Genomic DNA, 13,345 nt, shown 5'->3' on the forward strand with positions numbered 1-13,345 from the left:
AAATTACTCTTCGCTGAACCAGCAAATGTTACGTGCAGCCATGATCAACTCACCAGCTTGCTCTTCAGATAACTCAGAAATTTCAACTAAGTCATCAATACCCTGCTCAGCAAGGTCTTCAAGTGTAACTATGCCTTTGCTAGCAAAAACAAAAGCGGTGTGGCGCTCAAGTCCTTCCAATGCAAGTAGGTCTTCTGCAGGTTCTGCATTTTCTAAGCTTTCTTCATCGCGAAGCGCTTTTGTGGTCAGCGCATCTTTCGCACGACTACGTAGCTCTTCTACGGTATCTTCATCCAGACCATCAATTTCTAAAAACTCAGCGACTGGTACATAAGCCACTTCTTCTAGTGAAGAGAAGCCTTCATTGATCAGTAGCGCCGCAAAATCATCATCGATGTCTAGATTTTCAGTGAATAGATTAACCAGTTTATCTGACTCTTCTGCGCTCTTGCGCTCCATCTCTTCCACTGTCATTACGTTTAGTTCCCAGCCTGTAAGCTGGCTTGCTAAACGAACGTTTTGACCATTACGACCAATTGCTTGTGCTAAGTTGTCTGCTTCTACAGCAATTTCCATGGTGCGTGTATCTTCATCCATTACGATTGAAGCAACTTCAGCTGGTGCCATTGCATTGATAACAAACTGTGCAGGATTATCATCGTACAGCACGATATCAACACGCTCACCACCAAGCTCTGAAGAAACGGCTTGTACACGAGCACCACGCATACCGACACACGCTCCAACTGGGTCAATGCGTTTGTCGTTTGATTTTACAGCGATTTTAGCGCGAGAGCCAGGGTCTCGAGCTGCACCTCTGAGTTCAATCATTTCCTCGCCAATTTCTGGAACCTCAATGCGGAATAATTCCATCAACATTTCTGGCTTAGAGCGTGTCACAAATAACTGCGCACCACGCGCTTCAGGCTTCACTTCATATAATAGACCGCGTACACGGTCGCCTGGGCGGAAACTTTCGCGTGGTAACATATCCTCGCGATAAATTACCGCTTCTGCGTTGTTACCTAGGTCGATAACAATTGCATCACGTGTTGCTTTTTTCACAACACCCGTTACAAGCTCACCTTTTTGATCTTTATAAGCATCAACAACAAGTGCACGTTCAGCTTCACGTACCTTTTGTACGATAACCTGCTTTGCCATCTGAGTTGTAATACGGTCAAACTTGATTGACTCTATTTGCTCTTCAACAAAGTCACCTAGCTGAATTTCAGGCTCGTCAACCTGCGCCGCTTCAAACGTAATTTCCGCATATGGGTTCTCTAGAGACCCATCTTCTTGAGGTTCAACGACTCGCCAACGACGGAAAGTATCGTATTCACCTGTTTTTCGGTCGATTGAAACACGCACTTCGATTTCACCGTCGTGCTTCTTTTTTGTTGCTGTCGCTAGTGCGAACTCTAATGCTTCAAAAATCTTTTCTCTTGGGACTGCTTTTTCATTGGAAACAGCTTCTGCCACCAACAATATTTCTTTTGCCATAGGTAATGCCTCGCTTGCCCTTTTCCTTCGCACTCAAAGTTAGAATTTTGCGATGATATTGGCACGTTCAATATTGCTTAACATCAAGATAAAATCTTGGTTATCAACTTTCAACGTGATCATATCGCCATTAACTGCTACTAAGTCGCCTTTAAAATTACGGCGACCTTCTTGCGGAAGCTTTGTACGCAAGCGTACTTCTTCTCCCACTGCTGCCTCATAGTGAGCTTGTTTGAATAATGGTCTGTCAACACCAGGAGAAGATACTTCCAAACTGTATTCGTTCGTAATCGGGTCTTCGACATCTAAAATTGCACTAACTTGACGGCTAACCTCAGCACAATCGTCAACGTTAATGCCGTTTTCATGATCGATATACACACGAAGTGTAGAATGACGACCAGCTTGCACAAACTCAAGACCGAGTAATTCAAAGCCACATGCAGCAACTGCTGGCTCCAACATTTCAGTCAAATCTTGCTCGAGTTTTGACACAGAACTCCTCCATACAAACAAAAAAAGGGCTTAAAGCCCCAAATCATAGCTGCTTGATCATGGGCTCAGCATACACCTTGCGCCAGATACAACAACGCCCCGAACCAAGCGGGGCGTCACACGAATAACAAACTGTGTGGCCAAAGGCCGTGCTTGGTTTGCGAGCTATCTCAGCCACATTAACCACCTACTTACAAAAATGCAGATGTTTAAACGCAAAACGCGCATTACAAAGAATGCGCGAAATCAAAGAACTCAATCTTTAACTTGGTTGCGGGAGCCGGATTTGAACCGACGACCTTCGGGTTATGAGCCCGACGAGCTACCAGGCTGCTCCATCCCGCGCCAACACATAAAATTGTTTTACTTCTATTTTAAAGAAGTGGCTTAGAAACGCCTATATTAGCTTTAGGATATATAAAAATTACCATAATGCTAGCAATCATACCGAAAAGTAAAAGACTCGATGCGATCGCTTAAATATGCTGCGTATTATAGAGACTGTACACTTAGATAGCAACCTTGATTTATAACTATCTGCGTCTGCCACACCTTATTATCCGCATACGTAGCACAAATAACCTTTCAGGCCCTATCAACTCATCCGTCCAGTTCAGTTTTGACATATTTTATGTAACAAAAATGACATATTTGATCCATAATTAGGGACAATGAAATCATAAAATAAAGGAAAAACCAATGAGAATGGCCATAAAATCCAGCACATTGACAGCGCTGTCTATCTTGAGCTTAGAAGTATTTGCAGCTCAGTGTGAATCAGCAGGCCCGCAAACCCCCAGAGATATAGACAGTGTTAAAGGTGATAACAAACGCGTTTTCTCTTTAGCACCGCCAAAAGAGGAGCTAAACCTCTGCAATATCCATTTCCATAAAAATGCAGAACACAAAGCGAAAGATTTTTCGATAGCGTCTAATGACCCAAAATACGGAGGCTTTCAATGTAATGCAACAACCAGCCTTAGTGCGGCAGAGTTAGCGCCGGTTGAAGGAAAAGTATGTAACAACGTCAAACCAGGGGATACGATAGAAGTACACTGGGTGCACAGTTCATGTGATGTAAAACCAGGGCCAACCCTCGGGGCTTGTCTTAATGATAGTTGTGCAAACCCTGACTTACGTGTAGAGACACAAGTCTTTTTAGTCGTTAACGATAAGAATGCGCAGGACTTTACTAAATTAGATTACCAAGGCCAAGTTAATGGCTACCATCAAGCGGGCGCATTGCCAACCAATACTGGCACTCCAGTTGAATTTTTGGGTTCCACAACAGGCCCTAGCTACAACAACCAGCAATGTTCACCATTACAAGTGAGCTGGAGCGTACGCCCTAGTTGTGCCAAAGTTGACATCAATAGCCTTGCACGTTGGTGTGAAGACAACGCTTTTGATGAAGATCATGCCCATGGGGTACGAAAATTAGTCACCGATCCTAAGCTGCTATCACCCATCAAGCAATAGAAGCTAATATACTTAGGTTGCTCAGTGGCTTGCCTAGTAATCTGAGCAACCAATAAAGCCAACCGCTTTTAGGTAACCCTGAAGGCCACGCTTGGTTGTTTATGTGAGTTAGTACACCACTGGCTCACATGATCTATGGTTCAAATTTATCGTTCTCTCATCTCACATAGAAAAAGTAAGAAAAATCTCACAAAAAAATATCAAAAAGTCTCGCATTTTCTAAAATCGACTATACTCAATTCAAGGTTTAATACCAATTGCAGTAAATAAATAACCTGATTTGAAGTTGGAAATCGCGTTGCCAACCAAACAAGGCGTTGCTACCCGTTATTTTAAATAAGAATACGTAAGGCAACGAATAACGCATTAAAACTTTAAAATCGTTAGGAAATATACTCAATTGGTATTATGTAATTTGAGCAAAGGATCCGCTCTTCATCAATTTGAAGAGGCGTCTATGAGCATTACTCCATATCAGTATCAACTGTTAACTCAGACTCTTGCGAGTATCCGGCCTAACTTTCATGGCTTTTGTACGTCTTGGTATAATCAGCTCCAACATTATGATCTGCGGATGCAGATCCCGAACAACGCCGGTCAATTGATTATTTGGGAGCATCAAATATTTGATTTTGTTCAAAGCTGCGTAATGCGACTGCCACAACAATCAAACTTACTACATTACTTAAGGCAACAAAAAAGTACATTGCTGTTTATGGGAACATCGGAGCGAGATATTTCAGCGTTATTGTTCACCTTTATTAACACGCTGAAATGTCATCTTGGTCGGCATTTTACCAGCGCAGCAAAAAATGCTTGGAACAAGGCACTGCTGTTAGTAGAAAATATGCTTCGATCTGAGCTTTTTAAACGAAGCAATGTAGTAGAGTTACAAGAGTTCAAAAAGGCTCAACAGCAAGCAAATTAGCTCGCTTAATTCAGAGTTGCGCATGATAAAGCGCTCAAAATCAAGTGTGGAACTGCGCAAACTAAGCGTGACTTCTTGACGTTAGCTTATTAGACTTCCTTAAAATATTTTTATAGGAAAATGATATGCTAAGAGCGGCTATATTTGCATCTACTTTGGTCTTGTCACTGGCAGCATGCGATGTGTTTGAAGACTCAAAAGCCAAAGTTGAGGAGAACTATTTATCTCAACACCAAGAATTACAGGAAGTGGTTGAACAAATAAGAGACAAAGGCTTAGAATCAGTGCAAGCATCAGCCGCAGCAGGCAGTATTGCGGCTTGTGTGGCTAATAATCTCGACGCTGACCCAATGGGAGCTCTTATTTCAGTCGAAGGTGCGCTACAAGACAGTGCCAATCTGAGCGATTTACTTAATTCAATTGCGCGTTTAAGTGATCAAGAAATCTCGATTGAACAGTTTCCGGAGCTATTACAGCAAGGTGCTGACACAGTCAGATATTTAAAAACCTTGCTTGAACAATACGACTTATCTGAGCTTAAGCAGCAAGCAAGTGCTTTGTTAGAGCAAGGTCAGACTAAAACGCAGGATGTAGGTGCTCACTTACGGTATTTAATTGAGTCTTGCCAGAAATAATACCAATTTGTTTGATTAAGCTTTCTATAATGAAGTGAGAAAAAAAGTTATGCTTTAGCAACAATGAGCTAGAACATTCTTTACACAAACTTCAAGTTAAAACGAGAATTTCTAACGCTGTTAGCGTCAGATTTCCCCTTCAAATTGAGATAAGTATTAAAATTAATTGGCATAACTGACCAACTTTATCCCCTTTTCCGTATAGAGTCTTATTGTTCTACTATCGATCGAGAGTAAGTGTGAAAATAGGACTCTATGTTTTTGATAATGATTGTCGTTTAAAAGATAACCCCTCACTTGTTACCCTAGCATCGCAGGTTGAGCGTCTTATTTGTGTTTATTTACCCAACAACAACATCTGGAGCAGTAGCAAAGCACAGTGTTCAAAATCCGTTCCAGCTAGTGCTTATGAAGAAGCGACGGTGGCTGCATTAAAACAGGAATTAGACGCTCGTCATCAAGCGCTCTATATTGTGCCTGAGGCAAATAAATTGCAGGGGTTGGTAGCAATTATCCGCAACTGTGCTGTCACACATATTGGCCGCTCGGTACACTCAGGAGCAGATGAACACAAATACTGGCTACGATTGCAAACACACTGCCCTAAGGTAAAATTCATTTCAGAGTACGCTCATACTCTGTTCACGCCTGATATGTTGCCATTTTCTCTCAATGAGTTGCCACCGAGTTTTACACCTTTTAGAAAACGCGTTGAAGCGTTAGTGCCTAACGAGCCGTTACCTGCCCCGCAGTTACCCCCAAAACCACCTAATACTTCAACTTTAGTCAAGTTCACAGCAACGGGAGACTACAGCGGGGACTTTTATGCAGGAGAGAAGCAAGCGCAAGATAAGCTTAAACAGTATTTCCAAACTGACGCAGCCAAGCAATACAAAGAAACGAGAAATGCGTTGTGCGGCGACGGGTTTTCGACACAATTTAGTCCCATCCTAGCAACAGGTGCAGTGAGCCCTCGCCAGGTTAAGCACGCCCTTAACCAGTTTGAACATCAATATGGTGCGAATGAGTCAACCTATTGGATCTGGTTTGAATTGTTGTGGCGTGAATACTTCCAGTGGTATGCACTCAAACACCAACACCGGCTATTTGCATTTACAGGTGTGAAAAATAAAAAACCGACAACCAGTTTTTATCCAGAGCGTTTTCAAAAATGGTGTCAAAGTAAAACACCCAGTGCATTTATCAACGCCATCATGACCGAACTCAGAGAGACTGGCTGGATCTCAAATCGTGCTCGCCAAATCACAGCAAGTTATTTTGTCAACGAGCTGCAACTGGATTGGCGCTACGGTGCGGCCTTTTTTGAACAAAATCTTATCGACTATGACGTTGCCGCAAACTGGGGGAATTGGCAATATATTGCGGGAGTTGGCGCTGATCCCCGTGGCGGTCGCCATTTTAATCTAGCAAAGCAGCAGTCAATGTTTGACCCCAACGGTGAATATATAATGCGCTGGCGCGGTACATCTCATAAGCTATTAGATACCCGAGATTATGTAGATTGGCCGTTGGAGGAGTAATAATGTCTGGACTGAACAGTAAATACCAAGGACTAAGACTTATCCTTGGCGATCAGCTAAACGCCAAACATAGCTGGTTTTCACAAGAGAATAAGAACGAATACCTTTATGTGATTGCAGAACTGCAACAGGAAACAGACTATACTAACCACCACATTCAAAAAGTGTGTGCTTTTTTTAAAGCAATGGAAAATTTTGCCAAAGCACTCACTAAAGCAGGTTATCACGTTCTCCATTTAACCCTCGACGACACTAAACAATATGATGATTTGCCGGCGCTCGTTACTCATCTATGCAAAAAGTTTCAGGTAGAAAGCTTTGAATATCAAAGACCCGATGAATATCGACTCTTAAAGCAACTCGGCGGGCTTTCTCTCGATAATTTGCAGTTACGCACCGTAGACACTGAACACTTTTTAGTACCGTTTGAAGAGTTGGATACCTATCTAAAGCCAGCCAAACACACGACCATGGAGTTCTTCTATCGGAAACTAAGACGGCGCTTTAACGTATTGATGGATGAAGGTGAACCTGTCGGTGGCCAATGGAATTTTGATAGCCAAAACCGTAACAAATTAAAGAAAGCAGACCTTGATTCAATCCCGGAGCCACTATGCTTTGCAAACAATGTCAGTGAAATTATCGACCGCTTAGAACGACATCAAATCAACACCATAGGCAAAGCACAGCCTCTATTAATTTGGCCAACAACTCGCACACAAGCCCAGGAACTATTAAGTTTTTTTTGCGACCATTTGCTGCCTTTATTTGGTCAGTTCCAAGATGCCATGACATGTCATAGTGAGCACAAATGGACGCTTTATCACTCTCGGCTCTCATTTGCCATTAATGCTAAAATGCTTAGTCCCAAACAAGTTATTGACGCAGCAATTGCTGCCTACCAAGAAAACTCTAACATTGATATTGCACAAGTTGAGGGGTTTGTAAGGCAGATCCTGGGCTGGAGAGAATACATTCGTGCAGTATATTGGCTTAACATGCCAGACTACAGCCATAAGAACTACTTACTTGCACAGCGCAAGCTCCCTGAGTATTTTTGGCATGGTAAAACCAAAATGCGCTGCTTGAGTGAAGCTATTAACCAAAGTCTTGAATATGCGTATGCCCATCATATTCAAAGATTAATGGTAACAGGTAACTTTTGTCTATTAACTGGAATAGACCCAAATCAAGTAGACGATTGGTACCTGGGGATTTATATCGATGCCATCGAATGGGTAGAAATGCCAAATACCCGCGGTATGACCCAATTTGCCGACCATGGTATTGTTGCAACTAAGCCCTACGCCGCAAGTGGTAACTACATACACAAAATGAGCGATTATTGCCGTGACTGTCATTATGACGTCAAACAGAAGTCAACCGATAATGCCTGCCCACTCAATAGCCTTTACTGGCATTTTATGGTTAGACACGAAGATAAGTTTGGCAAAAACCATCGCGTAGGTATGATATACCGCAATTGGTATAAACAAGATGAACAAACGCAACAAGCGACTCTTCGCAGAGCTGACTGGTGCTTGAACAACATAGAGTCATTATAATGGTTTATTGCTGACAATCAGCTATGGAGTGACACACGTAAAGCTTCAGCGTGTCGGTTGACGACTACCCACAGAAACAACGAAAGAGCATCGATAAATAAAGCGTTTGGTCTCGTATAACAAGATTAGAACAGACGCCAACGACGCTTTTTCGTTTTCACTTTATGCACCCAATTTACCTCAATAGTGGTCACGGCTAGCACATCTCGACTTTTCTTTGAGATCAGCTCATAACTCAAGCTCTCATCGGAGCTAAAATCAAGTTCATACTTGAAGGTGTCAGCTTTAGCCCAACATTGCAGTATTTTTTTAGATAAGCTTTCTCTAATGCAGTAGTCACCTTCACTAGGCGCATTAACTGTCACTTTAACATCAGCATAGCACGTCCTCCCCTGGTTTAGGGCAACACATTTGCTCGGTACAGCATGCAGTATTCCCACAGTTTCTATCTCTTGCGCTTGCAATTGATAACTCAAGAGCATACTCAGAGACAGCACAATCCATGTGATCAATTTAGAAAACATATTTCACCCCAGTAAAGAAAACTCTGGCATGACGAGAACGAACTAATGGACTATTTAGCGTATCTTGCGAACCAATCAACCATGAAGCACCGGAGCTAAACACCCAGTCTTCTGCAATAGGGTAATTGAGCTGCATCTGAATAAACGCCGATGTCGATGAGCCCGGAGTGTATGGCGTAAGGTATTGGTTGATCTCAGTCTCAGAGACCCCATAGAAGTAATTGTGAAAATTGCTGGAGTAATAGTTAGCGCCAAAGTTGAGCCAAAGATCCCAATTTCTTAACTCAAAATTGCGTGTTGCCTCAACGTGAAATACCCAACCATCAGTATCTCCAAAAACATCGTAAACGACTTCAGCAACGGCTAAAAACTCACCAACATGACGATAATAGGAAAAACCAATTGAGTTATCTTGATCGCGTTTTTTTATTCCTCTAAGCTCTGGCACCACGTCATCGCTATCATGGTAGCCTCGCTCGGAAAACGGCAGCATATAACTACCGTAAATGGCATCGATCCCCCACTCACCGGTATTAATAATTTGATAGCCCACATCAGAGCCACCAAAAAAATCTCCAGAGTGAGTATTTAGATAAAAGTTTTTATACTCTATTTTGGCATCAACGAGAAAGGTACCATGCTTGAACGTCGAATCTGTTCCGATCAATTCAGGCATTGTCATATCAACGTAAAACGCGCCCACACTCAGCTGCCATGCGAACTCATCCTCAAGATCATCGCTTGGTTCCTCGCAAACGCCATAAAGTGGCAAGAGTAAACTAATTATTATTAGTAGTTTTTTCATAGTTTCTTTGTTTAGTGCACATGTGCCTAAATTCTACCCGAGATCATACCTGACCCATTTGTGACCAACAAGCATCTTAATATACTTTTTAACAGAATCTACATTTAACTTTATTTTAATATTTATTTCACATAGATTGTGTCAAATAGCCCACTTTGCTTATTCGAGCAAATGAAGAACTAATTAAAATAAATGAAAGGCGAACTATGAAACACTATCTACTATCTGCTGCACTGCTCTTTACAGCTGGCCACAGCGCAGCTTTCAGTCAAGAAACACACAAACGTATCGTGATTGATGCCGTTAACTACATGGCAAAAAACCCTACAACTACTCGGTACGCAAAGTTACAAGCGTATGCCCAAGCTAATGGGATGTCGGTCTCGCAACTTGCCAATGTTTTAGGCCAAGCGGCATTCGATGTAGATGATTTTGAAGACACATTTTTTTGCGGTGCTATCACGGGAGATTGTGTGCAAGCACCGCTATGGGGAGCTGCAGAAAGTATCGTAAAGTATACAAGTTATTGGCACTTTCAAAACCACACACAGGGAGCAGATACTCACGGCAATGACTTTGGTGGCTACAACTACCAAAAACTGACCGTATGGGGAGCCATAGATAACATGGCTGCGACTTGGTTAAAAGGTGATTATCTAGATGATGGACACGGTGGTGAAACGGGTTGGTTTAATGCCGATGACAGCGAATATAACAGTTACGGAGTTACTGAAAAAAACTACCGTATCGACAGTCACTCAACATATAGCATGTATGATGACTTTGAAGAAATGCCATTTCAACCTATCGATAATTTAGGTCAATATTGGTATCAAAGCTATGTAGAAAGCGGTAATCCGCAAGTATTAGGTTTTGTTTTTCATACCACCGACTTACTTCAACCACATCACACATGGACAACCTCAGATCTCAATCACTCTGGTTGGGAATCTTGGGTAAAAGATTATTATGATCAAGAGTCGCTAAATGACTTTAGCTTGGTAAAGCAAGCAATGACAAGCTTTAGTGCCGTTGATACGCATTCGACTGATATCCGTCCATTACTAACCCAAGGCGGTGCTTTTTCATACTCACAAGGTGGCATAGTACTCAACTCTAAGGATCATTATGATCGTGTGAATACAGCAAAACAGGTCATCCCTCATGCAATCGCTATGGTTGTTCACCTGTTAAATCACGCCATGGACGTGAGATAATGCGGTTTGTCTTACTTTTCTTGGTAAGCAATTTTTGCTTACCAAGCTTTGCATCACCTACTTTACCGCCAACACTACTGCCCTTGATCCATAAGTTGTACTTGGAGCAAGGTAGAGAATTCACCTTGCAGCAAACAGAAACTCAATTGCTAGAAAACCAATTCCTTCTCTGGCAGGCTAAGCGATTTTACCCAAGCATACTTGACCGTCAATCCAGTGTTGGCTTTAGCACTGAGTATCATATCGATAAATTTCTCGCAGCTGCGTTACTTGATTGGTTCACTGAGTTAAAGAAAATAAAAAAGCAATCCAATCCATTGCCGATTGATAGTTCACAAATTAAAGCACTGCTTGGAACCTATCCAGCAGATGGCCAGTATACAACCGAGCAATTACTCAAATGGAAACAGATTAAGCTGACAAACTCATCTGCGTTCTCCCTTGAGCAAGTCATGTTCAGCCAATCTATGCAGAATCGGTTTAAATTACATCAAGGAGATATTAAGTTGCTTCGTGCCATTGTGGAGCAACGTATCTATCAACAAGCTCTATTCAGCCAGGCCCGTGCTTATCTAAAACAACACAATCTCAACTTATCACAATTACGGCAAGTTGTGGCAGGTGAGCTGTTAAGACCAAGCATGTTAGCTTACCTTGGCGTCAAAGAAGAAATGCATGGGGCAACGAGTGAATATGTTGAGGCATTACGCGCTGAAATCCCGATGCAAGCAGTCGCTAGTTATTACGCTAAGCATAAAGATCGTTTTAGGTATATACAACAGGTCGATGCTATCGCTGCCAAGTTCAAAAGCAAACGAGATGCAGAGCAATTTAGTGCTTATACCAAGGCAAATTCGTGGCAAAAAGCAATCGACAAGTTTAGCCCTTCTTTGGTGTGGAAGTCGGCGCCCAAACCGCTAACACGACAAAGTGAACCTAAATGGGAAACGCAATTAGCATTTAGCAATAAACATGGCCACATAACTCCCGGCATACGCACCCCTACCGGACAGTGGCTAGTATTATTCAGCACCTCTCCCGTCTATGGATATTATGATATAAATAGTGAGACAGTACGCTATCAAGCCCTGCTCGCGCTTACACAAAGCTTTGCTAAAAGTAAGTTTGAACAAGATTATCAACAATGGAAGCGAACAAATAACGGGACGATATTATGAAATATTGGCAGGTAGCTGTTGCTATTTTTCTTGGTTTAATCATCGCGCTATTTACGCTGAAGTATGCCAACAACAGTTGGCAGCCCCTCCAGCCCAGCCTATCAAGAGAAATACAGGCAGATCTGCTGCCTGCTGAATTTCCCACAGAGCTACGCGCAAAGAAAGACACCTCACAGCCGACATCGAGTAAAAAAGATGATACGTTTACCATAGCCCCCATTCATCCGCCACAGTATTTACCGCCCATCAACAATGCCACCAAAAATGAGCTTCAATACCAAGGTGATTTAACTGACCCCGAAGCGTACCAAGCATACTTGGATGATAAAGAGGTACAGTTAAAACAGGCATATATTGCTGCTGTGGATAGCAAAGTAGAACAACTCGACGCATTACTCACTCGAGGTGTTCAAGCAGGATTACCTGAAGCACAACTACAAGAAGCAAGAGACAAAATCTCCGCACTTCAGCATATGCAAAATACACTACGAAAAGAGCTAAGTGATAACTGAAGCTAGACGCTAGAACCTACTGACCTTTGATAGATCACCCTTCACCGCGTTGTCAATGCACGCGTAATTTAGTGCTGCCATTCGCTACATTTGGATTGCGCAACACTGCATTTATGACCACATCCTGTTGTCCATCTTGATAATATCCGATGATTTCTTCAAGCACCTTTTTAGGTGTACTCGGGTTAGATGCCAATGCTAAATGGGTACTGAAGTCTCGTCTCAAACTTAAATAGGTTAACGTCGCGGCAGAGGTATTCGAGTTGCTTGCAACCGCGATATCAATCACATCACCATGTTCTGGTAAATAAGAGACTAGTTTTTCCAATTGTGTCGGCGTGGTGCTTATGTCTTGTGCTTGCTGCAACACAGAAGTATGCTGCTTCATGTGTAGCAACGTATAGGTAGCGATGCCAATAACACCAAGCCACAACATTAGGTGCATATATTTTATGGTGATCACCAATCCATCAACGTGCATATGGTTGCGAGCATTATGTATTTTCAAGAAAAAATAGCTAAAGATACTACTCGACAAAAAAATCAAAAAACTATAAACCAACATCATATCGATACCCGACTCTCCCGAGAAAGGTGAAAATGGGATCTGGTGATGGAACTGTGCAGACATGCCAAATAATAGCGTATAAAAAATCGTTGTTATACCAAGCGACAAGCCACCAGATTTTAGCAATAAAATAAGCTTATCTTTTAATTCCATATCGCTACTCGCTATCGTATTTACTTTGATACTAATTTGCAGACCTACTTTGAGGCAAGAAAATCTTGTCGAACACCGGTTGCGTCAGGTTTACTTCTTCAAATTAAGCAGGGAGTAGGACGTACTGAACTCACCATACTCGGTATTTAGCAAGAACACTAGGTTGGCTATTGGTAGACATGGCGCATAAAGAAAAAACCGCCTTACGGCGGCGGGTTGGAAAACTTGAAGGTTTACAAAAG

The 13,345-nt window shown here is 42.2% G+C and carries 13 protein-coding genes and 1 tRNA gene; 8 read left to right on the top strand and 6 right to left on the bottom strand.

Annotation, left to right across the window (positions count from 1 at the left end; all coding sequences use genetic code 11):
* Nucleotides 1-3: 3 nt before the first annotated feature.
* The 3 genes from nusA to HUZ36_RS11890 form a co-directional block, all read right to left on the bottom strand.
* The gene (gene nusA, locus HUZ36_RS11880) at nt 4-1,503 is read right to left on the bottom strand and encodes a transcription termination factor NusA (protein WP_125252185.1); all 1,500 of its coding nucleotides are present in this window, start codon (nt 1,501-1,503) and stop codon (nt 4-6) included.
* Nucleotides 1,504-1,542: 39 nt separating this feature from the next.
* Nucleotides 1,543-1,998, bottom strand: coding sequence for a ribosome maturation factor RimP (gene rimP, locus HUZ36_RS11885; protein WP_099642059.1), 456 nt, complete (start codon nt 1,996-1,998; stop codon nt 1,543-1,545).
* Nucleotides 1,999-2,266: 268 nt separating this feature from the next.
* A tRNA-Met gene (locus tag HUZ36_RS11890) sits at nt 2,267-2,343 on the bottom strand.
* A gap of 354 nt (nt 2,344-2,697) precedes the next feature.
* Here HUZ36_RS11890 and HUZ36_RS11895 point away from each other — a divergent pair.
* The 5 genes from HUZ36_RS11895 (at nt 2,698) to HUZ36_RS11915 (ending at nt 8,146) form a co-directional block, all read left to right on the top strand.
* Complete coding sequence (locus HUZ36_RS11895) at nt 2,698-3,477, top strand: delta-class carbonic anhydrase (RefSeq protein ID WP_176032953.1); 780 nt, start codon at nt 2,698-2,700, stop codon at nt 3,475-3,477.
* Nucleotides 3,478-3,934: 457 nt separating this feature from the next.
* Nucleotides 3,935-4,405 carry a hypothetical protein gene (locus HUZ36_RS11900; RefSeq protein ID WP_125252187.1) on the top strand — a complete coding sequence of 157 codons (471 nt, stop codon included), beginning with the start codon at nt 3,935-3,937 and terminating at the stop codon, nt 4,403-4,405.
* Between the two features lie 125 nt (nt 4,406-4,530).
* A complete protein-coding gene (locus HUZ36_RS11905) occupies nt 4,531-5,040 on the top strand; it encodes a hypothetical protein (protein WP_176032954.1) in 510 nt (169 codons plus the stop codon).
* Nucleotides 5,041-5,279: 239 nt separating this feature from the next.
* The gene (locus HUZ36_RS11910; RefSeq protein WP_176032955.1) at nt 5,280-6,581 is read left to right on the top strand and encodes a DASH family cryptochrome; all 1,302 of its coding nucleotides are present in this window, start codon (nt 5,280-5,282) and stop codon (nt 6,579-6,581) included.
* Nucleotides 6,582-6,583: 2 nt separating this feature from the next.
* Entirely contained in the window at nt 6,584-8,146 is a 1,563-nt protein-coding gene (locus HUZ36_RS11915) for a cryptochrome/photolyase family protein (protein WP_176032956.1), read from the top strand.
* A gap of 125 nt (nt 8,147-8,271) precedes the next feature.
* Here the strand turns inward: HUZ36_RS11915 and HUZ36_RS11920 are convergent, their stop codons facing one another.
* Both HUZ36_RS11920 and HUZ36_RS11925 read right to left on the bottom strand, forming a co-directional pair.
* Nucleotides 8,272-8,670, bottom strand: coding sequence for a DUF3019 domain-containing protein (locus tag HUZ36_RS11920; RefSeq protein WP_125252191.1), 399 nt, complete (start codon nt 8,668-8,670; stop codon nt 8,272-8,274).
* Entirely contained in the window at nt 8,660-9,475 is an 816-nt protein-coding gene (locus HUZ36_RS11925) for a MipA/OmpV family protein (RefSeq protein ID WP_125252192.1), read from the bottom strand. Before HUZ36_RS11925 ends, HUZ36_RS11920 begins: the two co-directional genes overlap by 11 nt.
* A gap of 206 nt (nt 9,476-9,681) precedes the next feature.
* On the opposite strand from HUZ36_RS11925, the gene HUZ36_RS11930 reads away from it, so the two are divergent.
* From HUZ36_RS11930 to HUZ36_RS11940, 3 genes are read left to right on the top strand one after another with little or no spacing between them, the layout of a single operon-like run.
* On the top strand, nt 9,682-10,692 hold the full coding sequence (locus HUZ36_RS11930) for a phospholipase (protein ID WP_125252193.1): 1,011 nt from the start codon (nt 9,682-9,684) through the stop codon (nt 10,690-10,692).
* Entirely contained in the window at nt 10,692-11,870 is a 1,179-nt protein-coding gene (locus tag HUZ36_RS11935; protein WP_176032957.1) for a peptidyl-prolyl cis-trans isomerase, read from the top strand. The genes HUZ36_RS11930 and HUZ36_RS11935 overlap by 1 nt, the downstream gene beginning before the upstream one ends.
* Nucleotides 11,867-12,382 (top strand): hypothetical protein, encoded by a 516-nt coding sequence (locus HUZ36_RS11940; RefSeq protein WP_147389128.1) that lies wholly within the window; start codon nt 11,867-11,869, stop codon nt 12,380-12,382. The genes HUZ36_RS11935 and HUZ36_RS11940 overlap by 4 nt, the downstream gene beginning before the upstream one ends.
* Nucleotides 12,383-12,434: 52 nt before the next feature.
* Here HUZ36_RS11940 and HUZ36_RS11945 read toward each other — a convergent pair whose 3' ends face one another.
* Nucleotides 12,435-13,103 carry a hypothetical protein gene (locus HUZ36_RS11945; protein ID WP_128732050.1) on the bottom strand — a complete coding sequence of 223 codons (669 nt, stop codon included), beginning with the start codon at nt 13,101-13,103 and terminating at the stop codon, nt 12,435-12,437.
* Nucleotides 13,104-13,345: the final 242 nt, after the last annotated feature.

The organism is Pseudoalteromonas sp. McH1-7 (assembly GCF_013366255.1).
GTDB classification, from domain to species: Bacteria; Pseudomonadota; Gammaproteobacteria; order Enterobacterales; family Alteromonadaceae; genus Pseudoalteromonas; species Pseudoalteromonas peptidolytica.